The 22,500-nt window shown below is 69.7% G+C and carries 19 protein-coding genes and 1 pseudogene; 12 read left to right on the top strand and 8 right to left on the bottom strand.

All coding sequences use genetic code 11. The features are described from left to right. Positions 1 to 10: 10 nt before the first annotated feature. Genes trxA through AB0O76_RS09390 form a run of 3 tightly spaced genes read right to left on the bottom strand, consistent with a single transcriptional unit; the run spans position 11 to position 1,177 of the window. Positions 11 to 355 (bottom strand): thioredoxin, encoded by a 345-nt coding sequence (trxA, locus tag AB0O76_RS09400; protein WP_365487063.1) that lies wholly within the window; start codon positions 353 to 355, stop codon positions 11 to 13. 12 nt (positions 356 to 367) lie between these two features. Beyond that, complete coding sequence (locus AB0O76_RS09395; RefSeq protein WP_365487061.1) at positions 368 to 760, bottom strand: MerR family transcriptional regulator; 393 nt, start codon at positions 758 to 760, stop codon at positions 368 to 370. A gap of 57 nt (positions 761 to 817) precedes the next feature. Next, complete coding sequence (locus AB0O76_RS09390) at positions 818 to 1,177, bottom strand: VOC family protein (RefSeq protein ID WP_365487059.1); 360 nt, start codon at positions 1,175 to 1,177, stop codon at positions 818 to 820. A gap of 271 nt (positions 1,178 to 1,448) precedes the next feature. Between AB0O76_RS09390 and AB0O76_RS09385 the strand changes: the two are divergent. Further along, a pseudogene (locus AB0O76_RS09385) lies at positions 1,449 to 2,393 on the top strand (glycoside hydrolase family 16 protein); the annotation flags it as partial. Between the two features lie 27 nt (positions 2,394 to 2,420). On the opposite strand, the gene AB0O76_RS09380 reads toward AB0O76_RS09385, so the two are convergent. Beyond that, a complete protein-coding gene (locus AB0O76_RS09380) occupies positions 2,421 to 3,296 on the bottom strand; it encodes an SGNH/GDSL hydrolase family protein (RefSeq protein WP_365487057.1) in 876 nt (291 codons plus the stop codon). 427 nt (positions 3,297 to 3,723) lie between these two features. Continuing rightward, the gene (locus tag AB0O76_RS09375; protein ID WP_365487055.1) at positions 3,724 to 5,454 is read right to left on the bottom strand and encodes an MFS transporter; all 1,731 of its coding nucleotides are present in this window, start codon (positions 5,452 to 5,454) and stop codon (positions 3,724 to 3,726) included. 184 nt (positions 5,455 to 5,638) lie between these two features. Between AB0O76_RS09375 and AB0O76_RS09370 the strand changes: the two genes are divergently transcribed. Then, the gene (locus AB0O76_RS09370; RefSeq protein ID WP_365487053.1) at positions 5,639 to 6,283 is read left to right on the top strand and encodes a TetR/AcrR family transcriptional regulator; all 645 of its coding nucleotides are present in this window, start codon (positions 5,639 to 5,641) and stop codon (positions 6,281 to 6,283) included. Here AB0O76_RS09370 and AB0O76_RS09365 read toward each other — a convergent pair. Beyond that, positions 6,280 to 7,698: a cation:dicarboxylase symporter family transporter gene (locus AB0O76_RS09365; protein WP_365487051.1), complete on the bottom strand. Its 1,419-nt coding sequence runs from the start codon at positions 7,696 to 7,698 to the stop codon at positions 6,280 to 6,282. The two genes, AB0O76_RS09370 and AB0O76_RS09365, sit on opposite strands and share 4 nt — an antisense overlap. A gap of 155 nt (positions 7,699 to 7,853) precedes the next feature. On the opposite strand from AB0O76_RS09365, the gene AB0O76_RS09360 reads away from it, so the two are divergent. The 7 genes from AB0O76_RS09360 (at position 7,854) to AB0O76_RS09330 (ending at position 16,594) form a co-directional block, all read left to right on the top strand. After that, positions 7,854 to 9,596: a sensor histidine kinase gene (locus AB0O76_RS09360; RefSeq protein ID WP_365487049.1), complete on the top strand. Its 1,743-nt coding sequence runs from the start codon at positions 7,854 to 7,856 to the stop codon at positions 9,594 to 9,596. Continuing rightward, the gene (locus tag AB0O76_RS09355; RefSeq protein ID WP_365487047.1) at positions 9,593 to 10,279 is read left to right on the top strand and encodes a response regulator; all 687 of its coding nucleotides are present in this window, start codon (positions 9,593 to 9,595) and stop codon (positions 10,277 to 10,279) included. The genes AB0O76_RS09360 and AB0O76_RS09355 overlap by 4 nt, the downstream gene beginning before the upstream one ends. A 184-nt stretch (positions 10,280 to 10,463) precedes the next feature. Beyond that, complete coding sequence (locus tag AB0O76_RS09350) at positions 10,464 to 11,819, top strand: extracellular solute-binding protein (protein ID WP_365487045.1); 1,356 nt, start codon at positions 10,464 to 10,466, stop codon at positions 11,817 to 11,819. An 83-nt stretch (positions 11,820 to 11,902) separates the two neighbouring features. Further along, positions 11,903 to 12,763, top strand: coding sequence for a sugar ABC transporter permease (locus AB0O76_RS09345; protein WP_365487113.1), 861 nt, complete (start codon positions 11,903 to 11,905; stop codon positions 12,761 to 12,763). Further along, entirely contained in the window at positions 12,764 to 13,645 is an 882-nt protein-coding gene (locus AB0O76_RS09340; protein ID WP_365487043.1) for a carbohydrate ABC transporter permease, read from the top strand. Between the two features lie 26 nt (positions 13,646 to 13,671). Further along, positions 13,672 to 14,097, top strand: coding sequence for a hypothetical protein (locus tag AB0O76_RS09335; protein WP_365487041.1), 426 nt, complete (start codon positions 13,672 to 13,674; stop codon positions 14,095 to 14,097). An 82-nt stretch (positions 14,098 to 14,179) separates the two neighbouring features. Beyond that, complete coding sequence (locus AB0O76_RS09330; protein WP_365487039.1) at positions 14,180 to 16,594, top strand: protein kinase; 2,415 nt, start codon at positions 14,180 to 14,182, stop codon at positions 16,592 to 16,594. Between the two features lie 46 nt (positions 16,595 to 16,640). On the opposite strand, the gene AB0O76_RS09325 is transcribed toward AB0O76_RS09330, so the two are convergent. Then, positions 16,641 to 17,471 (bottom strand): class I SAM-dependent methyltransferase, encoded by an 831-nt coding sequence (locus AB0O76_RS09325; protein WP_365487037.1) that lies wholly within the window; start codon positions 17,469 to 17,471, stop codon positions 16,641 to 16,643. 73 nt (positions 17,472 to 17,544) lie between these two features. On the opposite strand from AB0O76_RS09325, the gene AB0O76_RS09320 reads away from it, so the two are divergent. Together AB0O76_RS09320 and AB0O76_RS09315 are read left to right on the top strand one after the other, a co-directional pair. Next, positions 17,545 to 18,141: a TetR family transcriptional regulator gene (locus AB0O76_RS09320; protein ID WP_365487035.1), complete on the top strand. Its 597-nt coding sequence runs from the start codon at positions 17,545 to 17,547 to the stop codon at positions 18,139 to 18,141. A gap of 196 nt (positions 18,142 to 18,337) precedes the next feature. After that, on the top strand, positions 18,338 to 19,060 hold the full coding sequence (locus AB0O76_RS09315) for a helix-turn-helix transcriptional regulator (RefSeq protein ID WP_365487033.1): 723 nt from the start codon (positions 18,338 to 18,340) through the stop codon (positions 19,058 to 19,060). A gap of 37 nt (positions 19,061 to 19,097) precedes the next feature. On the opposite strand, the gene AB0O76_RS09310 is transcribed toward AB0O76_RS09315, so the two are convergent. Then, entirely contained in the window at positions 19,098 to 20,123 is a 1,026-nt protein-coding gene (locus tag AB0O76_RS09310; protein ID WP_365487031.1) for a 6-phosphofructokinase, read from the bottom strand. Positions 20,124 to 20,387: 264 nt separating this feature from the next. Here AB0O76_RS09310 and pta point away from each other — a divergent pair, with 264 nt between their 5' ends. Beyond that, positions 20,388 to 22,469 (top strand): phosphate acetyltransferase, encoded by a 2,082-nt coding sequence (gene pta / locus AB0O76_RS09305; protein ID WP_365487029.1) that lies wholly within the window; start codon positions 20,388 to 20,390, stop codon positions 22,467 to 22,469. The last annotated feature ends 31 nt before the right edge of the window (positions 22,470 to 22,500 follow it).

Here is a 22,500-nt window from a genome sequence, read left to right as displayed (position 1 = left end):
GTACGGAAGGTCAGAGCACCTCGGCATCGGCCAGCTCGGCCAGGAGCTTGCGCTTGGGCCGCGCCCCGACCATCTGCTTCACCGGCTCACCGCCCCGGAACACCAGCAGGGACGGCACCGAAAGCACGTTGTACGCGATCGCCGTCGCCGGATTGTGGTCCACGTCCAGCTGCACCACCTTCAGCCGGTCCGCCTCCTCGCGCGAGATCTCACCGAGCACGGGACCGAGCTGCCGACACGGTCCGCACCACTCCGCGCCGAACTCCACGAGCACCGGCACCTCCGACTTCAGGACCTCCCCGTCGAAGTCCGCGTCCGTCACCTGGGCCACGCCCGCCACCTTGAAATTCGACATGCTCCCCGCTCCTCATCCCGTCACTTCGCACCGGGGCTCCGGACCCCCCGGAACCGCCGCCTCGGCGCGCACGAGCTGCGCGCCGACCTGTTCCCGCACCGCGCTCAACTCGGCGATCAGCGCGTCGAGTTCACCGAGCTTGCGGCGGTACACATCGAGCGATGCGGGGCAGGAGTCACCCGCCGGATGACCGGACCGCAGACACTCCACGAAGGGCCGCGTCTCCTCCAGATCGAACCCGAAGTCCTGCAGGGTCCTGATCTGCTCGAGGAGGCGTACGTCGTCCTCGTCGTAGGTGCGGTAGCCGTTGCCGCTGCGACGTGCGGGCAGCAGCCCCCGTGACTCGTAGTACCGAAGCGTCCGCGTGGTGGTGCCCGCCCGCTCCGCAAGTTCGCCGATGCGCATGTCTACGACGGTAATCCTTGACGTGGGCGTCAAGGCCAGCGCGATCCGCGGCCGCTGTCACTCGCCGGGCGGCTGATGCAGCCCGAAGACGGACCCCTGGTCGTCCCGGCACAGCCGGAACCGCCCGAAGGCCGCGTCCGACTCCTCGCTGTCCGCGCCGATGGGCGCCTCGACGGTGCCGCCCAGCTCGATGACCCGCGCAAGCGCGGTGTCCAGGTCGTCGACCTTGAAGAAGAGATACGGCGAGGCCCCCGGGTCGCCGCCGTGTATGCCGCCGGGGAAACCCGGAGTGTCGATCACATACCCGTGCCCGGAGGGCCCCGGCACGAAGGACCAGCCGAGCAATTCGCCGTAGAAGGCCCGCCCGCGCTCCGGGTCCTCGACACCGATCTCGAAGAAGCTGGGTTCACCGGTCATGGTGCGGCTCCTGCCCTGTGACGGCCGTCCTCTTCACCGTACGCCGCCCGGGCCGGGGCCCGCCTGCCGGTCAGCGGGCCTGCCTGTCGGCCATCGGGCCTGCCCGGCGGCAGGGCGGATGGCCTCGATGACGGCCGTTTTAGTCAGGTACTCACCAAAAGGTAAGCAAGAAGTTGAAGGCGCGCCGCCCATTGACGCCCCGCACGCCTCCAACTACAAAACTCTGAGAGCGCTCTCACCGTCACGCGCACTCCCCCCACGGAGGTGTTCCATGAGCACCAAACGCATCCACCGCACGAGCCGCGCCGCCCCTGTCCTCGCGGGCCTGGCCGCGGTAGGCCTGCTGGCCGCACTGATGACGCCCGGCACGGCACGCGGCGACGTGCCGCCGCCAGGACCCGGCTGGTCGCTGGAGTGGAGCGACGACTTCGACGGCGGCGCGGGCGCCCCGCCGTCCGCCGACAACTGGCAGATCGACACCGGCCACAACTACCCGGGAGGCCCTGCCAATTGGGGCACCGGCGAGATCCAGTCGTACACGGACTCCCCCGACAACCTCGCCCTCGACGGAAACGGCAACCTGCGGATCACCCCGCGCAAGGACGGCGCGGGCAACTGGACATCGGCCCGCATCGAGACCAGACGCGCCGACTTCAAGGCACCCGACGGCGGCACGCTCGCCATCGAGGGCCGCATCCAGATGCCGGACGTCACCGGCGAAAGCGCGCTCGGCTACTGGCCCGCCTTCTGGGCTCTCGGCGCGCCCTACCGCGGCAACTACCAGAACTGGCCGTCGATCGGCGAGTTCGACGTCATGGAGAACGTGAACGGCATCAACTCGGTCTGGGGCGTGCTGCACTGCGGGGTGAACCCCGGCGGCGACTGCAACGAGACCCAGGGCCTCGGCGCCAACCGGGCCTGTCCCGGCGCGAGTTGCCAGTCGGCGTACCACACGTACCGCTTCGAATGGGACCGCTCGACGAGCCCGAACCGGCTGCGCTGGTACGTCGACGGCGAACAGTTCCACTCGCTCAGCCAGGACCGCTTCTCGGCCGCCACCTGGTCCAACATGACGGACCACGCGGGGTACTTCATCCTGCTGAACGTGGCGATGGGCGGGGCGTTCCCGGACGGCGTAGCGGGCCGGGCAACACCGGTGGCGCAAACAGAACCGGGACACGCGATGGCGGTCGACTACGTCGCGGTGTGGACGCGTCCGTAGCCGACTCGCCGCAGCGCAGGGTCACTTGAGGTTCAGCGCGCCGATCGCCTGAGCGGCCATGCCCGCCTCACCGAGGGCGTTCGGGTGCACCGGCACGAAGTTGGTGCCGAAGAGCATCGGCTCCATCCACCGGGTCCCGCGCGGCGCACAGGCGTCGCGTCCCTCCGAGGCGGCGGCCATGTCGACGTACGTGGCACCCGTCTCGGAGGCGGCGCGCTGCACGGTCTTGTTCAAGTGGGTCTGGAGTTCCCGCAGATAGGGCACGTCCCCCTCGGCGACCGGCATCTTGGCGAAGCAGCTCGGGTCGGCCTTGGCCGGCAGGATCCACGGGTAGCCGAGGATCGCGACGCGGGCCTGCGGCGCCTTGGCCTTGATGGCGCTCAGGGAGGCCTTGAGCGCCGGATAGGTGTTGGCGTCGATCTGCTTGATGAAGCTGTCCCCGTTGGCGTCCTTGCAGGGGCTGCCCTTGCCGCCGGAGAGCACACCGGCGGTGCCGCAGGCGACGATCGCGTTGATGAAGGTGTTGTTGTCGTTGCCGCCGATGGTCAGCGTGACGACGTCGGTGTCGGCGTCGACCGCGTCCAGCTGCGGGGCGACGCCGGGGTACTGCGACTCGGTGAAGTGCTTGGTCTGGGCTCCGCCGCAGGTCACGTCGGTGAGCCGGGCGCCGGTGCGCTCGGCGACGACGTGCGGGTAGTTGGCCGTGGAGCGGGCGCAGAGGAGCGGGGCGGAGAGGTCGAGCGGCAGCACACCGGACGCGGCGCTGAAGCTGTCGCCGAGGGCGACGTAGTCGAGGGGCTCGGAAGCGACGGCCTGCGCCGGGGCGGCGAGCCCCAGGGCGACGGTTCCGGAGAGGGCGGCTGCCAGGCGCAGCGCGAGGGCACGGCGGATCACCATCTGGAGTCTCCTTTGAATCCGATGGGGGGTCAGTCCCGGAGAGGAGCGAGCCACAGGCACCAACGGCCCGGCCGTGGCGGGTGTTTCAGTAGTGCAACGCTGAAGTTACTGGCAGGTTTGAATAACGGTCAACAGTACGCGCAGACGTCCACCTAGATGGCGGAAACCTCACCCGGCACACGCCGCGGCCACCCGAACGACGGAACGAGCCCGGCGGCTTCGCCGCCGGGCTCGTGTACGCCGGTGAGGTGACACCCCGTCACTTGTCCGCCTTGTACATCCGCAGCTCCCGATTGACGAAGAGCTGGACGTACCCGCACCGCCAGCAGATCAGCCCCGTGGCGGACTCATTGGCCCAAGCCAGGTTCATGAACTCCATCCCGGAACTGTTGAGCTTGGCCTCCCGGTCCCGGAACAGATCGCCCTGTCAGCGACCCCCGTCCGCGTACGCGGACTCAGGCTCGGCCCCAGCCTCAGGCTGGTCCCCCTCAGGCCGGTCCCCCTCGGCCGACGTCCCCGAAGCGGCAACCACCCGGCCGCCCTTCCCGGCGCGCGGGAGCAGTACCGCCACCACGATCGTCCCGACCCCGAGGATCACCGCGCCGATCAGGCTCGTGTGTGCCACCGCGTCCGAGAACGCGGAGCCCACCGCGTCCCTCATCTGGCCCGCGCCCTGGGCGAGTTCCTGGGCCTGGGCCTTGAGCTGGGCCGCTTCCTGCGGGGTGGTCGCGTTTGCTGCCGTCTCCGCGAGGTCACGCGCCTGCGCGGCGATGCCCTGCGCCACTCCGTTGCCCGCGCCCACCGAATCCTGGGCGGTCTCCAGGGCGGAGGCGGGGAGCTTGCTGCCCGAAGTCCCGTCCGCCAGCTTGGAGGAGTACGAGCCCGCGAGCACCGAACCCAGCACCGCGATGCCCAGCGAGCCGCCCAGCTCCAGCGAGGTGTCGTTGACCGCGCCGCCCACGCCGAGCTCCGACTCGGGGAACGCGCCCATGATCACGTCCGTGCAGGGCGAGACGGCGAAGCCGAGCGACAGGCCGAGGACGATCAGCGGCGCCACGAAGTCGCCGTAACCGGACCCCGCGTCGATCCGCGTGAGCAGTGCGAGGGCCACCGTGCCTCCGACCATGCCCGCCATCACCATGATCCTGCCGCCGATGCGCGGCGCCAGGATCCCGGTGACCGCCGAGCCGACGAAGACCGCGCCGGCCAGCGGCAGCATGCGGACGCCGGTCTCCAGCGGGTCGTACGCCAGGACGAACTGAAGGTGCTGGGTCAGGTAGTAGAAGGCGCCGAACACCGCGAGGAAGAAGAGCGCCACGGCGAGGTTCGAGCCCGCGAAGGCGCGGTCCGTGAACTTGCGGACGTCCAGGACCGGGCGCGGATGCCGCAGCTCCCAGATCACGAACAGGACCAGGCCGATTCCGGCGACCACCGCCGCGGCGATCGCCCGCGCGCCCCAGCCGAAGTGCGGGCCGTCGATGATCGTGAAGATCAGCGCGCCCACCCAGACCACCGAGAGCAGGCCGCCCACGTAGTCGATGCGGCCGTGCTGCGCCGCCTTCGACGGGGGGACCAGGACGAACGCACCGACGATCGCAAGCACCGCCACCGGGATGTTGATCAGGAAGGTGGAGTGCCAGCCGTTGTCACGGAGCAGCGCGCCCGCGATCAGCGGGCCCGCCGCGATCGCGATGCCCGACGTCGCCGCCCAGATCGTGATCGCCTTGGCGCGCTCCTCGCGTGGGAAGGTCGCCGCGAGGAGGGAAAGCGTCGCGGGCATGATCAGCGCGGCGCCGACGCCCATGACCGCGCGGACCACGATGACCGCCGTCGCGCTGTCGACCGTCGCGCCCGCTCCGGCGCCGACGGACATGATGACCAGGCCGAGCACCAGCGCGCCCCGGCGGCTGTACTTGTCGCCGATCGCGCCGAGCAGCAGCATCAGGGCCGCGTACGGAACGGTGTATGCGTCGATGACCCACTGCAGGTCGGAGCTGGACAGGCCGAGGTCCATGGTCATGTCCGGGGCCGCCACCGTCAGCGCGGTGTTCGCCATGACGGCGATCAGCAGGCTCAGGCAGAGCACGCCGAGTGCCCACCAGCGGCGCGCGTACGGCCGGTCCGTCCTTTCGACCGGTTCCTTGATCAGCAATGGCATTGGATTCCACCCATCCCGTCTTGCACAGACCTGTTGCGACTGAAGCTGTTGCGACTGAACCTGTTGCACCGACTTGTTGCACAGGCATGTGCAACTACACACTGCTGTGCAAGATACCTGATATTGCACAGGGGTGTGCAAGTGGGGGCGTGCGGGCGGCGCGGGAGTGGGCAGAATGGGGGCCATGAACCCCCGCCCCGCGAGCAGCCCGAGCAGCGCCAGAGCCGACGCCAATCGCCGCCGCATCCTCGACGTCGCCGTCACGGAGCTGCTTCGCGACCCCGACGCGTCCATGGATCAGATCGCGCGCGCCGCGGGCGTGGTGCGACGGACCGTGTACGGGCACTTCCCCAGCAGGGACGCGCTGATCGACGCGATCGTGGAGCGGGCGGTGGAGGCGGTGGAGACCGCGCACGCCGCGGGCCGCGAGGGCATCGACGACCCCGCGGAAGCGGTGGCCGGATCACTGCTCGCCGTATGGCAAGTCGCCGACCGCTACCGCCTGTTGCTCTCGCTCTCCCATCGGAGCGTCACGATGGGCAGCATCCGCGAACGGCTCGGCTGCGTCCACGAGTCCGGCCTCGAAACCTTCCAACGCGGCCTGGACGACGGCACGTTCGTGTCGCCGCTGCCGACGCGGGCACTCGGCTACGTACTCGAAGGGATCCTGTTCGCCGTGATGGAGGCCGTCAACGACGGTGTCGTACCGGCAGAAAAGGCGGGCAGGTCCACCGCGATCACGTTTCTGACCGCGGCGGGCCTGCCCGCCTCACAAGCCACCGAGCTGGTGGAGAGGGTCGCCGAGCGCAGGGCGACCGTGACCGGCTAGGCGGTCAGCGACTTCTTCGCGATCTCGCTCTCGCTGCTGCCGGGCTGACCGGGGACCGCGTCCACGGTCGACGCGGCCTCCACGCCCGGGGCGTCACCGCCGTCGTCGAGCAGCGTCTTCTCGTCGAACGGCAGCTTCCCGTCGAGCACCAGGGTGACCCGCTCCCGGTCGACCTCCTTGGTCCACGTACCGATCAGGAGCGTCGCGACCGCGTTGCCGGCGAAGTTGGTCAGCGCGCGGGCCTCGCTCATGAAGCGGTCGACGCCGATGATCAGGCCTACGCCGTCCACCAGGCCCGGCTTGTGCGACTGCAGGCCGCTGGCCAGGACCGCGATGCCGGACCCTGAGACGCCCGCCGCGCCCTTCGACGCGATCATCATGAACAGCAGCAGCGAGATCTGCTCGCCGATGCCGAGCGGCTGGTCCATGGCGTCGGCGATGAAGAGCGAGGCCATGGTCAGGTAGATCATCGTGCCGTCGAGGTTGAAGGAGTAGCCCGTCGGGACGGTGATGCCGACGACCGGGCGGCTGACACCCAGGTGCTCCATCTTCGCGATGAGCCGCGGAAGCGCGGACTCGGACGAGGAGGTGGAGAGGATGAGGAGGAACTCGCGGCCCAGGTACCTCAGGAGCTTGAACAGGTTCACGCCGGTGACCAGGCGAAGCAGCGTGCCGAGCACGATCAGGATGAACAGCGCACAGGTGACGTAGAACCCGATCATGATCGTCGCCAGGGCTTTCAGGGCGTCCGTGCCGGTCTCGCCGACCACCGCCGCCATCGCGCCGAACGCGCCCACCGGGGCGGCCCACATGATCATGCCGAGGACCCGGAAGACCAGCTTCTGGATGTGCTCGACACCGCGCAGGACCGGCGTGCCCGCCGAGCCCATCGCCTGCAGGGCGAAGCCCACGAGCAGCGCGACCAGCAGGGTCTGCAGGACCTCGCCCATGGTGAACGCCGAGACGAGCGTCTTCGGGATGATGCCGAGCAGGAAGTCGGTGGGGCTCTTGGCGGCCTCGTCCGCGGCGTCGTGGCTCGCGTCCTTGGCCGCCTCGGTCAGGTCCATGCCGGAACCGGGGTGCAGGATGTTGCCGACCAGGAGGCCGATGGCCAGGGCGACGACCGACATCGCGATGAAGTAGCCGAGCGCGAGCCCGCCGACCTTGCCGACCTTGGCGGCCTTACGGACCGAGCCGATGCCGAGCACGATCGTGCAGAAGATGATCGGCGAGATCATCATCTTGATCAGGTTCACGAAGCCGGTACCGACCGGCTTGAGCTCCTTGGCGAAGTCGGGGAAGAGCAGGCCGACACCGATACCGAGGACCACGGCGATGATGACGGCGATGTAGAGATAGTGGGTGCGGTCCCGCTTGGCGGGGGGTGCCACCTTGTTCTCCGCGGTGTCGGCCACGAGGGCCCTCCTTGAACGACGGCGTCGGCGTTTTTCGGCCAGTGCGTGCGGCTCACGTCCTGGGCAGGGAATACGGGGACTATCTCCCGCCCTGTGAGGGCGGTCACCCTTACGTTCATTTAGTTCGTGCTTATACGGCGAGGCAGACTGGCACCATGCCCCTCACCCGTCCACCCCGCCCGCGCAGCCTCGCGGGCCAGCTCTTCGCGATGCAGATCGTGCTTGTCACCCTGGTGGTGGCCGGATGCGCGCTGTTCACGTTCCTGAGCGACCGGCGGCAGGCGGAGGAGGGCGCGCGCCACCAGGCGACGGCCGCGGCGCGTGCGGTCGCGGACTCCCCTTCGGTACGTGAGGCGGTGCGCGGCGAGGATCCGACGAAGACCCTCCAGCCGTACGCGACCGATGTCCGCCGTCACACCGGCGTCGACTTCGTCACGATCATGGATCCGGACGGCATCCGCTGGACGCATCCCGACGAGGAACAGATCGGCGAGCGCTTCCTCGGCCACCGGGCGGACGCCCTGCGGGGCAAGACCTTCACCGAGACGTACACCGGAACGCTCGGCCCTTCCGTGCGCGTGGTCACCCCGATCCATGACGGCGACCGCATCACGGGCCTGGTCAGCGCGGGCATCACCATCGAGGAGATCAGCGAGAAGGCGCGCGGCCAGCTGCTCGCCCTGCTCGGCGTCGCGGCGGCCGCGCTCACGCTCGGCGCCATCGGTACGTACGTCATCAACGCCCGTCTGCGCCGCCACACCCACGGCATGAACGCCACCGAGCTCAGCCGGATGCACGACTACCACGAGGCGGCGCTGCACGCGGTGCGCGAGGGCCTCCTGATGCTGGACGGGCAGCGGCGGATCGCCCTCATCAACGACGGAGGACGCGAACTGCTCGGCGTATCGGGCGACTTGGTGGGCCGCAATGTCGCCGAACTCGGCCTGCCCGCCCCGCTCACCGGCGCACTGCTCGCCGCCGAGCCCCGAGTGGACGAGCTGCACCTGACGGCGGACCGGGTGGTTGTCGTCAACACGTCCCCCGTGTCGAGCGGCGAGCGCAGAGGAACAGTGGTCACCCTGCGCGATCACACCGAACTCCAGGCCCTCACCGGCGAGTTGGATTCGGAGCGCGGCTTCACGCGGGCGCTGCGCTCGCAGGCGCACGAGGCGGCGAACCGCCTCCACACCGTGGTGTCCCTCATCGAGCTCGGCCGCGCCGACGAGGCGGTCGACTTCGCCACGGCCGAGCTGGAACTTGCCCAGACGCTGACGGACCAGGTCGTCGCGGCGGTCAACGAGCCGGTCCTCGCCGCGCTGCTCCTGGGAAAGGCGGCCCAGGCGAACGAACACGGCGTCGAGCTTGTCGTCTCCCCCGACAGCAGCATCGACGACGGCATGCTCCCGCCGGATCTGCCGGCCCGCGATCTGGTCACGGTCCTCGGCAACCTGATCGACAACGCGGTGGACGCGGCCCAGGGCTCCCCGGCGGCCCGCGTGACGGTGACGGCCCGCGCGGACGAGGAGGGCCTGACGCTACGGGTCTCGGACACGGGCCCTGGCGTGGACCCTGCGCATGTGGAGTCGGTCTTCGAGCGGGGCTGGTCGACAAAGGCGGCAACGGGGCGGGGGCTTGGCCTGGCGCTGGTCCACCAGACGGTGACGAAACACGAGGGGTCACTTACGGTGCGGGAGGCGCCGGGGGGTGGGGCGGAGTTCGAGGTCCACCTGGGAGGAGAGTCGCCCGCGTTGTGGGCAGGCGTTCCGCAGGGCGAGTGGGGTCTCCCCTGCTCGAGCGAAGCCGAGAGCTTGGGGAAGGGTGGGCACAACGCTCCACTGCCGGGTGCCGATGAAGAGGCGTCCAGTACAGAGGACGTACCAAACGGAGGCACCAAGTGACGGAAGAGATCCGCGTACTCGTAGTCGAAGACGACCCCGTGGCCGCCGACGCCCACGTCCTCTACGTGAACCGCATCCCCGGCTTCCACGCCGTAGGCAAGGCCCACACAGCAGCCGAGGCGAAACGCGCCCTGGACCGCACGGAGGTCGACCTCCTCCTCCTGGACCTCCACCTCCCCGACGGCCACGGCCTCCAACTGGCCCGCACCCTGCGCGCCGCGGGCCACCGAACGGACGTCATCGCGGTGACATCCGCCCGCGATCTGGCGGTCGTACGCGAGGGCGTATCCCTGGGCGTGGTCCAGTACGTACTGAAGCCCTTCACCTTCGCCACCCTCCGCGACCGCCTCACCCGCTACGCGGACTACCGCACCGCCGCGGGCGAGGCCACCGGCCAGGACGAGGTGGACCGCGCCCTTGCCACCCTGCGCGCCCCCAGTCCCGCCGCCCTCCCGAAGGGCCTCAGCGGACCCACCCTGGAACGCGTGACCATCGGCCTGCGCGACGCCCCCGCCGACGGCCTCACCGCGGCGGCCACCGCCGAGTCCGTCGGCATCTCCCGCATCACCGCGCGCCGTTACCTGGAGCACCTGGTCACCACGGGCCGCGCAACGCGCACCCCGCAGTACGGCCATGTGGGCCGCCCCGAGTACGTGTACCGCTGGCTGACTTCAGCCACCTGAGGCACCGTGGAGTCACCGGTGGACACCGGAAGCGGGGCCGCCATAACAACGTTGTCACGTTGATGACAAGCGGCGACGCACGGGCATTGACCTTGCTCCGAGCACGCCCTTACGTTCACCGGGCAGCCCGCGTTGCAGCCCCGCGTGGCAACCTCGCCGCGTCGGCCAGTAGGAGGTCGTGCCCGTGCGCCCCACCACTCCACTGCTCCTCGCCACCGCCCTGGTCGCCGCCGGCACCCTCACCGCCTGCGGCGGGGACTCCGGCGACGATCCGGACACCGTGAAGGTCTCCTTCAAACAGTCCACGGACAACCAGGTCAAGGTCATGGACAACTTTCTGGCGGACGTGAAGAAGCAGTTCGAGAAGGAGAACCCCGGCAAGAAGGTCAAGCTGGTGCCGATCAAGGCGCCGGACTCCGAGTACTACACCAAGCTGCAGCAGATGATGCGCTCCCCGAAGACCGCGCCCGATCTGGTCTACGAGGACACCTTCCTCATCAACTCGGACATCACCAGCGGGTACTTGAAGCCACTCGATCCGTATCTGGACAAGTGGAAGGACTGGGACCGGTTCATCGACACGTCCAAGTCGGCGGCGAAGGCGGCGGACGGCAAGACGTACGGCGTACCGGACGGCACCGACACCCGCGGCCTCTGGTTCAGCAAGGCCATCTTCAAGAAGGCCGGGCTGCCCGCCGACTGGCAGCCGAAGTCGTGGGACGACATCTTGGAGACGGCGCGGACCATCAAGAAGAAGGTCCCGGGCGTCACTCCCCTGAACGTCTACACCGGTAAGCCCGCGGGCGAGGCCGCCACCATGCAGGGCATGGAGATGCTGCTGTACGGCACGGGCAAGGACCCGATGTACGACCCGCAGTCCAAGAAGTGGGTGACGGGCAGTCAGGGCTTCAAGGACTCCCTGGAGTTCGTCGAGACGGTCTACAAGGAGAAGCTCGGCCCCGATGTCTCCGACGCCCTCGACCCGAACTTCGCTACCCGGGTGCGCGGCGAACTGCTCCCCGAGGACAAGCTCGGCATCAACCTGGACGGCTCGTGGCTGCCGCAGGACTGGGGCAAGGGCGCGGGCCACGAGTGGCCGGAGTGGTCGAAGAAGCTGGGCCTGGCCCACATGCCGACCCAGAACGGCCAGGCTCCCGGCAAGGTGAGCATGTCCGGCGGCTGGACCTGGGCGATCCCGTCCAAGGCGTCCAACCCGGACCTGGCCTTCAAGTTCATCGAGCAGATGCAGACCAAGGCCAACGCCCAGAAGTGGTACGTGGCGAACTCGGGCATCGCGGTCCGCAAGGACGTCGCGGCCGACCCCGCGTACCTCAAGGCGCAACCGGGACTGAAGTTCTTCACGGACCTGGTGCCGTCGACGCACTACCGGCCCGCGTACCCGGCGTATCCGAAGGTCTCCACGGCGGTGCAGGAGTCCATGGAGAAGGTCACGACGGGCGACGCTTCGGTGGCCGACGCGGCGAAGGGCTACGACGAAGAGGTCGACGCGGCGACGGACGGCAAGGTCATCAAGAAGTGACCACCGCACCCCCTGCCGGGCCCGGCGACATCGTCAGGACAACGCCGGGCCCGGGCGCACCGCACCCCCCGTCCCGCCGCAAGCTGACGGGCCGGGCACTGTCCCGCGCCCTGCCCGTATCCCCCGCCGTGATCCTCCTGCTCCTGTTCCTGGCGGGGCCGATCGGCTACTGCGCGTACATCGCCTTCACCGACCTGCAGCTCACCGGCCAGGCGGAGTCGAGCTTCGTCGGGTTCGACAACTTCCGTAAGGCGTTCGGGGACGAGGCGTTCCTCAACGCGGTCTGGCTGACCCTCGTCTTCACGGTCCTGTCGTCGCTCATCGGGCAGAACACCATCGGCCTCGCGCTCGCGTCCCTGATGCAGCGGGCGTCCAAGCCGGTCCGGACGGTCACCGGCGCGATCGTGATCACGGCGTGGGTGCTTCCGGAGGTCGTGGCGGCCTTCCTGCTTTACGCGTTCTTCCGGCGCGAAGGCACTCTCAACGCAGTCCTCGACTTCCTCCATCTCCCCTCCCAGAACTGGATGTACACGCTGCCGATCCTGGCGGTGTCGTTCGCCAACGTCTGGCGCGGGACGGCGTTTTCGATGCTGGTCTACTCGGCGGCCCTGAACGAGATCCCCAAGGAGATCACCGAGGCGGCCGAGGTGGACGGCGCGGGCGGCTGGCGCCGCATGTGGCACATCACGCTGCCGATGATCCGCCGCTCCATCGGCACGAACCTGATGCTGAACACCCTGCAGACCCTGTCCGTCTTCGGCCTGATCTGGGTGATGACGCGCGGCGGCCCCGGCAACCGCAGCCAGACCCTCCCGCTGTTCATGTACGAACAGGCCTTCCAGAAGAGCATGATCGGCTACGGCACGGCGGTGGCGCTCCTGCTCCTGGTCGTCGGCTCACTCTTCTCCCTCGTCTATATGCGCCTGCTCCGCACGGAGGCCTGAGTGTCCGTCAATACCGCCAAGTCGCCTTCCAGGACCCTCACTTCACGTCGTACGAGCACTTCACGTCGTACGAGCCGACGCCTCGCCGCGGACGCGGGGCTGCTCGTGGTCGCGGCGGCGTTCATCCTGCCGCTCGCCTGGGTGATCCTGTCCTCGCTCGACACCGAGGCCGACCTCAAGGTGAAGGTCCCCGACGGTCTCACCCTGGACAACTACGACGCGGTCCTGACCCCCGAGATCACCTTCACGCCCCTCCTCAACAGCCTGCTGCTGTGCGGCGGCGGCACGATCCTGACGGTGGTCTGCGCGGCGCTGGCCGCGTACCCCCTCTCCCGCTTCAAGTCCCGCCTGAACCGCCCCTTCATGCTGACGATCCTCTTCGCGACGAGCCTGCCGATCACGGCGATCATGGTCCCGGTGTACGCGCTGTTCGTACAGGTGGACCTGATCGACACGATGGAGGGCACGATCTTCTTCTTCGCGGCGTCCCAACTCCCCTTCGCCATCTGGCTGATGAAGAACTTCATGGACGGAGTGCCGAAGGAGCTCGAGGAGGCGGCGTGGACGGACGGCGCCTCGTCCTTCCAGTCCCTGATCCGCATCGTCCTGCCCCTGATGGGTCCCGGGGTCGCCGTGGTGACGGTCTTCTCCTTCGTCATGATGTGGGGCAACTTCTTCGTCCCGTTCATGCTGCTCCTGACCCCGGAGCAGATGCCGGCGTCGGTCAGCATCAATGACTTCTTCGGCAACAAGGGCACAGTCGTCTACGGCCAGTTGGCGGCCTTCTCGATCATCTACTCCACTCCGGTGATCCTCTTGTACGTCCTGATCTCACGGAAGCTGGGCGGCGGCTTCGCGCTCGGGGGTGCGGTGAAGGGGTGACCTCGCCAGACACCGTAGAGATCCCGATGCACGGACCGCGGGGACGCTACGTCAGCCTCTCCGACCTCCTGGCCCACGTCCCAGGAGAGCGGTGGACCTGGCGGCTCCTCGAATTCACCGGCGTCGGGGAGATGCCGGACGGCCTCAGCGTCGAAGAGTTCGAGGAGGCGGTCTCGGCGGCCCCAACCGGGCTGCCCTTCGACTGGCCCTCCCTGCGGGAGTTCGCAAGCCGGGTCGAGCAGGTCCAGGATCTGATCCTGCTCGCCGTGGCGGAGGGCGCGGAACCCGATCCCGCGGCGCTGCTGGCCATGGACTTCTCAGGCAGCCCCTTTGTGATCGAAGCGGTCGATAGCACTGAATGGATCGTGACCGACCGCACGGGCCCGGCTTCCTCGGCCCTCGTCGCATTGCGCTCCTTCCATGACACACAAGGGCATCGCGACCTCCCGTGACCTCGCGACCGCCCCGTACGCACCTCTCCAGGCCCCAACGAAGCCCCGTGACTAGGATCATCCGCGTCGAAGGGGGAGCACGGTGCAGGGGCGTTTGCTGAACGGTCGGTACGAGTTGCTGGCGCCGATCGGCGCGGGTGGCATGGGGCAGGTCTGGCGGGCCCGGGACAGGAGCCTGGGCCGCGAGGTGGCGGTCAAGCTCTTCGTGCCGTCGACGTCGGCGGGCGAGAGCGAGGCCGATCAACTCCTGGCCCGTTTCCGGCAGGAGGCCCGCGCCGCGGCCGCGCTCGACAGCCCGTACATCGTCGCCGTGCACGACCACGGCACGGACGACGGCACCCCGTACCTGGTGATGGCCCTGGTGCAGGGGCGCTCGCTCGACCAGGTGCTGCGCGAGACGGTCCGGGTTCCGGTGGCGGACGCGCTGCGCTGGGCGGCGGACATCTGCCGCGCCCTGGACGCGGCGCACTCGGCGGGCGTAGTGCACCGCGACATCAAGCCCGGCAACGTAATGATCACCCCGGAAGGCACGGCAAAGGTCGTCGACTTCGGCATCGCGACGTTCATGGAGCGCGTGGCGGGCGACTCGCGCCTCACCCGGACCGGGCAGCTGCCGTTCGGCAGCGTGCCGTATCTGGCTCCGGAGCGGTTCCGCCAGGAGCCGGGCGACGGCCGCACGGACCTGTACGCGCTCGGCTGCGTCCTCTACGAACTCCTCGTCGGCAGACCGCCGTTCACCGGCTCTGTGGCCGGCGTCATGTACAACCACGTAAACGACGCGCCACTGCGCCCGAGTGCGGCACGCGGCGAGGTGACGCGGCCGGTGGAACGCCTGGTCCTCGACCTCCTCGCCAAGGACCCCGCGGACCGGCCGGGGGACGCGGCGACGGCGCTTGAGCTGGTGCTTGCGGCGGGGCGGGCGGTGCCGCCGGGTGTGGGGGCGTCCGGGACCGGGGCGGCCGACGCGGGGCCGTCCGACAGCTCCGGGCCCGCATCCGGGCATCCCGCCGAAGCCGCGTCGGACGCCCGGGATTCGGTGGCCGACTCCCCCTCGGATCGGCGGCCCGCGTCGCATCCGCCCCGCAGGCCGACGGTCCGCGTGGACAACACGCGCGAAGGCGAGGCCGACCGCGGCGAAGAGCAGGCGGCCCGCACCGCAAACGCCGACACCCGGCCCGCCACGCACACGCCTACGCCCACGCCCTATCCCGGCGCCCCTGGAGCGACTGTCTCCCGACCGGCCGTCCGCAAGGACACCACCACCCCGTCCGCACCCGACGCCCGACGCCGCTCCCGCAAGCGCCCGCTGATCGCCGCCGTCCTCGTCCTGGCGGTCGGCATCCCGACGGGTCTCGGCATACGTTCCCTGACGTCCGGCTCCTCCGACTCGTCAGGCGACTCCTCAGGCGACTCCGTGGGCGGGAACAAGGAGACCGTCTACGAGATCGGCGTCGCCCACGACTCCCGGCACGTCGGCGCCCCGAGGGGAGACGTCGAGCCGGACGAGTACGGGGCCTCGGAGTTCAAGCAGTTCACCACGCAGCAACTGCGCACCGTGAAGTCCGCGTTCGCGGAGACGCTGGGCACCAAGGGCGGCGGCCGCTTCCGCATCGTCCCCGTGACGGCCGATCCGGACGTCAGCTCCCGCAAGATGCTGGCGAAGCACCCGCGCATGCTCGCCGTCATCGGCGACACCTCCGGCTTCGCCTGGGTGCACGACACGGACGAGGCGTTCCTCCCCGAGATCAGCACCTGCTCGGGCGTCGCCCATGCCGACGGGGCGTTCGCCATCCCCGCCGACGACGCACGCCAGGGTGCGGCGATGGCCCGCTACCTCATGTCGCAGACCAAGGCCCGCCGGGTGCTGGTGGCGGAGGACAAGCTCTGGGCGAACCGCGAGGACGGCATCGGCACCGCGCTGCGCAGGGGCGGCGTGACCACCGAGGCACTGGACACCAGCCCCAGCGACGTGAAGCCGCCCCAGATCCCTGCCCTGGCCACCAAGGCACGGGCGGACGCGGTGGTGGTCCCCGCCAACTCGGACGCCGGGATGTGGACCAAGCGGCTCAGGGCCGGCGGCTTCAAGGGTCCCGTGCTCACCCAGAGCAGCTTCGAGGGCGTCTGCCAGGACTCCGAGGAGCGGACGAGCACCGAAGACACCGAGAAGAACATCCCCGCAGGCGTCCTGCGCACCCGCAACTACACCGGCGAACCCGATCAGAACCTTCCCGCGCAGGGCAACCAGGAGCTGTACGACGGCGCGATGGCCCTGGCCGCGGCCCTCGACAAGCTCCCCACCGACACCTCCGCCACCTCCCTGCGACACACCTTGGACCGCGAGATCCAGCAGGTCTCGGTCAACGGCGTACTCGACGAGGTGTCCTTCGAGAAGCGACGTTCCGCGCAGGGCCGCCCCGTGTGGATCGACCGCCGCGGCGAGGGCACGTGGAAGGAGATCGGCAAGGTGGACAAGAAGTACGAGCCCACGAGGCAGTAGCCCGGAGGCGGACACCAAGTACGGCCGACGACACCGGTCCACGAAGTCACCCCACGGCAGGGCCAGTTCGCGTCGCGGTGACCGCCACCGTCGCGTACTCCATCGTGAATCCGCCGCCCATCGCGTCGATGGCGGACCCGACGCCCTCAAGGACCTGCGCCAGCCTGTCCGGCGGGAGCTGGGTGAGGTTGCCGTGAGTGGGCAGCTGGTCCAGCCACGCGTCTCGGCTGTAGGACCGCTCCCAGTCGAACCGCCACTGCTCCGGGGCGCCGAACCCACCCACTGCCCGCATCCCGTCGGCGGCCTTGGTGAACATGGCCTGATACACGTCCAGGGCTCGCTTCGGCAGCGCGTCGACGTTGAACGGGGAGTCCGGCATCACCCGCCGGAAGACCGTCGCCTGGGCTTGCGCCAGTTCGGCCGGGAGCTGGAACACGTGCCAGAACGCTGCCAGTCGGCCGCCGGGCCGCAGCACCCGCGCGGCCACGGCCGCTCCCGCGACGGGATCTATCCAGTGCCAGGCCTGCCCTGCGACAACGGCGTCGAATTCCCGCCCGGCGGGATCCCAGTCCTCGAACGTCGCCACCTCCGCCTCCACCCCGAACTGCCGCGCCAGTTCGGCCATCCGCGGGTCGGGCTCGACGCCAAGGACCCGGCAGCCGGCGGCCTGGAACTGCCGGGCGGCGATGCCGGTACCGCAGCCGACGTCGAGGACCTCGGGCCCCGCGGCGGCTATCCGGTCCACCAGAGCCTGTGGATACCGGGGCCTGGCACGCTCGTACCGCTCGGCATCGGAGCCGAACGACTCGGCGGTCTGCCGGTACTGATGAGGCTCGGACACAGAGGGAGTTGAGCCCTCCGAAGGTATAGCGGGCATCCGCCCACTATGGTGGGCACGTGCCCACTCGTCAACGGAGGGGCGGACTCGGCGAGCGAGAAGAGAGAGAATCGTGCCGACAGGGGTAGCCATCCGCGACGCCCGCGAGCAACTCTTCGACGCAGCAGAGCGCATCCTGCTCCGCGACGGCCCGAGCGCACTGACCAGCCGGGCGGTCACCACGGAGGCGGGCTGCGCCAAGGGCGTCCTGCACCGCCACTTCGCGGACTTCGACGCGTTCCTGGCCGAACTGGTCCTGGACCGCGTCGCACACATCGAAAGCCAGTCCACCGCCCTGCACGAGACCGCCGGAACCGGCACGGTCACGGGCAACCTCACCACGGCCCTGACGGACCTGTTCGGAGGTTCGATCGCGGTGTCGATCGTCGCCCTGATCACCTTCCGCGACGACCTCCGAACCCGCCTCCGCGAGAAGAGACAAACCCCCGGCATCCCCCTCCTGACAGAGGCCACGGCCGTGATCACCACCTACCTGACCGCCGAACGCGAACTGGGCCGCATCACCACCACGGCGGACATCGACACTCTCGCCCCCACCCTGATCGGCGCCGCCCATCTCCTCTTCGCCGACCGGAGGGACGCCCCGCCGGAGGCCACGGCAGTACAGAAGGCCGTGACTACCGTGCTGGCAGGCGCCGTACCGCTGTGAAAGATCTCGACCTGCTCTGTTCCTCGGCCCCGGGTCCGAGGTACTTTTGCGGTGCCGACCTGGTGAACGGTGCCGCGCGTCCGCTATTCGGAGACTTCGCGGAAGCTCGCGGACAGAGCGCACCCCCGTAGCTTCCTACCAATCCGCAACCTCGTGTGAACGCACCGTAGTCGCCAGCCCTCATCGCCCATACCGTGTGCCCGTGCAACCGAGCCAGCCCAACCAGCCCACGCCCCCGTTCAACTTCCCCGCCGCCCGTCGCCTTCGCGAGGCGCTGGGGATGGCACACGGGCATGTCGCCTACGGGATGCGGGCGAGCTACGGGCTCGCGTACATCACGCCCGAGACCATCGCCGCCTGGGAGCGCGGGCTCGCCTCGCCCACCTCTGCCGAGCTCACCGCGCTCGCGGGGACGTTGTGGTGCTCCCCCGGTGAACTCATGGGCGCCGCGACGACCTTGCGGGAGCACCGGATCGCCCGGGGGCTCGCACCGGAGGACGTCGCTCGGGGGTCCGGCGTCGAGATCCAGGCGTATCTGCGCATGGAGGAGACGAACACCTGGCGCGGCAACGACCGGCAGTCCGCCGCCCTCGCCGAAGTGCTGCAGCTGCCGCTGCCCGATTTCATGACCGTCACCGGGCGCGCCGACGAGCTCGCCGAGCTGCTGCGCAGCGCCGTGACCAGCCGCTGGCAGGGGTATGTGCGGCCCGTGAGCAAGATGCTGCCCGTGCGGAAGCGGCACCTGGAGGATGTGCTGCAGCAGTTGCACGCCGACTACCAGGCTCGGATGGTACGGACGCTGAGCTGGGGCGGCGGGACAGGCGCCGATGCGTCGGGGAACGCCGGGCGGGACTACCTGGACCGGATCCTCGAGCACTTCTGGGCCCAGCTCCGCGGGACGGGGGCTGCCGGGGGCTGACATCCCCCCCCGACAGCCAGAAGCCAGAAGCCCGCAACTAGAAGACCGACTCCGCCTCGTCCATCCGGTCCTTCGGCACCGTCTTCAGCTCCGTCACCGCGTCCGCGAGCGGCACCATCACGATGTCCGTGCCCCGCAGCGCCGTCATCCGGCCGTAGTCCTCGCGGTGCGCCGCCTCCACCGCGTGCCAGCCGAAGCGGGTCGCGAGGACGCGGTCGTACGCCGTCGGGGTGCCGCCGCGCTGGACGTGGCCGAGGATGACCGGCTTGGCCTCCTTGCCGAGGCGGGCCTCCAGCTCGTACGCGAGTGCCGTGCCGATGCCCTGGAAGCGCTCATGGCCGAACTGGTCGATCGCGCCCTTGGTGTAGTCCATGGTCCCTTCGGCGGGGTGCGCGCCCTCGGCCACGCAGATCACCGCGAACTTCTTGCCCCGCGAGAAACGCTCCTCGACCAGCTTGACCAGGTCGGCGGGGTCGAAGGGGCGCTCGGGGAGACAGATGGCGTGGGCGCCGCCCGCCATGCCCGACTCCAGGGCGATCCAGCCGGCGTGGCGGCCCATGACCTCGACCACCATCACGCGCTGGTGGGACTCGGCCGTCGTCTTGAGGCGGTCCATCGCCTCCGTGGCCACGCCCACCGCCGTGTCGAAGCCGAAGGTGCGGTCGGTCGAGGAGATGTCGTTGTCGATGGTCTTCGGGACGCCCACCACCGGCAGGCCCGCGTCCGACAGCATCTTCGCGGCCGTGAGCGTGCCCTCGCCGCCGATGGGGATCAGGACGTCGAAGCCGATCTCCTTGGCGAGCGCCTGCGCGTCCTCGCAGGCCGCGCGGAACCGCGCACGCTCCAGGCGGGAGGAGCCGAGGATCGTTCCGCCACGGGCCAGGATGCCGCTGACCTCGTTGAGACCGAGGGTGCGGTAGCGGCCGTCGAGCAGGCCCGCGTAACCGTCCTCGAAGCCGATGACCTCGTCGCCGAAGTGCGTCACGGCTCGGTGCACGACCGACCGGATCACTGCGTTGAGGCCGGGGCAGTCGCCGCCTGCGGTGAGAATTCCGATGCGCATCGTGCTGTGTCTCCTGCTCGCTGTTGATACTTGTGAGCCGGTCCGATTGTTCCATGGCCGCGGAGGGGGCGCCGCTCGCGGCTGCCCTGCCGGATCCTGGGGAGGAGGGCCTTGAGCCCGCCTGGCAGGGCCTGTCGCCGGCGGGCGACCTAGCCAGCCGCGGAGGTATTGTCAAGGGGGCACGGCAACCTTATCGGGTTATTTGTGCAACCTTGCCCGGCCTCGCCGGGTGCCCACACCACCGCGATGAAGGGAAGAGCACGCGTGACGCGCAGCGTGTACGTGACCGGGATCGACCGGGGCGACGGCCGCCAGGTCATCGAGCTGGGAGTCATGGAGCTCCTGACCCGCCAGGTGGACCGCGTGGGGGTCTTCCGGCCGCTCGTCCACGACGGGCCCGACCGCCTCTTCGACCTGCTGCGCGCCCGCTACCGGCTCGCACAGGACGCGGCCTCCGGGTACGGCATGGACTACCACGAAGCCTCCGCGATCCAGGCCGAGCAGGGCACCGACGAGCTGGTCTCCCGGCTCGTCGACCGTTTTCACCGGGTGGCGCGGGACTACGAGGTCGTCCTCGTCCTGGGCACCGACTTCGCGGACACCCAGCTCCCGGACGAGCTGTCCCTCAACGCCCGCCTCGCCAACGAGTTCGGCGCCGCGGTCATACCCGTCGTCGGCGGCAAGAACCAGACCGCCGAATCGGTGCGCGCCGAGACACGCAACGCCTATCGCGCGTACGAGTCGCTCGGCTGCGACGTCCTCGCGATGGTCACCAACCGGGTCGCGCGCGCCGACCGGGACGAGATAGACGAACGGCTCGCGGCCAGTCTCCCCGTGCCCAGCTACGTCCTGCCCGACGAGCCGGCGCTCGCCGCCCCCACGGTCGCCCAGATCACCCACGCGCTCGGCGGCCGGGTCGTGCTCGGCGACGACGCCGGCCTGGCCCGTGACGCGCTCGACTTCGTCTTCGGCGGCGCCATGCTGCCGAACTTCCTGAACGCCCTGACCCCGGGCTGCCTCGTGGTCACCCCCGGGGACCGCGCCGACCTCGTCGTCGGCTCACTCGCCGCGCACAGCGCAGGTACGCCGCCCATAGCGGGCGTCGTGCTGACCCTGAACGAGCAGCCGGGCGCCGAGATCCTCAAGCTCGCCGACCGCCTCGCACCCGGCACGCCGGTCATCGCCGTCTCCGGCGGCTCCTTCCCCACCGCGGCCGAACTCTTCGCCCTGGAAGGCAAGTTGAACGCCGCCACGCCCCGCAAGGCGGAGACGGCCCTCGGTCTCTTCGAGCGGTACGTGGACACCGGCGGCCTCCTCAAGCGGGTCTCGGCGCCCAGCAGCGACCGCGTCACGCCGATGATGTTCGAGCACAAGCTCCTGGAGACGGCCCGCTCGGACAGGCGTCGCGTCGTGCTGCCCGAAGGCACCGAGGAGCGCGTCCTGCGCGCCGCCGACGTGCTCCTTCGCCGCGGCGTCTGCGACCTCACCCTCCTCGGCCCGGTCGAGCAGATCCGCAAGAAGGCCGCGGACCTCGGCGTCGACCTCACCGTCGCGCAGCTCATCGACCCGCAGACCTCCGAACTGCGCGACGCCTTCGCCACCAAGTACGCGGAGCTGCGCGCCCACAAGGGCGTCACGGTGGAGCTCGCGTACGACGTCGTCGCGGACGTGAACTACTTCGGCACGCTGATGGTGCAGGAGGGGTTCGCCGACGGCATGGTTTCGGGTTCTGTTCACTCCACGGCCGCCACCATCCGGCCCGCCTTCGAGATCATCAAGACAAAGCCCGATGCCTCGATCGTCTCGTCGGTCTTCTTCATGTGCCTTGCCGACAAGGTTCTTGTGTACGGCGACTGCGCGGTGAACCCGGATCCCAACGCCGAGCAGCTCGCCGACATCGCCGTCCAGGCGGCCGCCACCGCCGAGCAGTTCGGCGTGGAGCCGCGGATCGCGATGCTCTCGTACTCGACGGGCACGTCGGGTTCGGGCGCGGACGTCGACAAGGTGCGCGAGGCCACCGAGCTGGTGCGCGCGACCCGCAGCGATCTCAAGATCGAGGGGCCCATACAGTACGACGCCGCCGTCGAGCCCTCGGTCGCGGCGACGAAGCTGCCGGACTCCGAGGTCGCGGGCCAGGCCAGCGTGCTGATCTTCCCTGACCTCAACACCGGCAACAACACCTACAAGGCGGTCCAGCGCTCGGCCGGCGCGATCGCCGTCGGCCCTGTCCTGCAGGGTCTGCGCAAGCCGGTCAACGACCTGTCCCGCGGCGCCCTCGTCCAGGACATCGTCAACACCGTCGCCATCACCGCGATCCAGGCCCAGGGCCCGGCCATCGCCGTATAGCAGCCCCGTATGACGTCTACAGAAAGCACCG

It is taken from the genome of Streptomyces sp. NPDC086554, assembly GCF_040686095.1.
In the GTDB taxonomy this organism is placed as follows: Bacteria; Actinomycetota; Actinomycetes; order Streptomycetales; family Streptomycetaceae; genus Streptomyces.
This window is presented reverse-complemented; position numbering and strand designations above follow the sequence as displayed.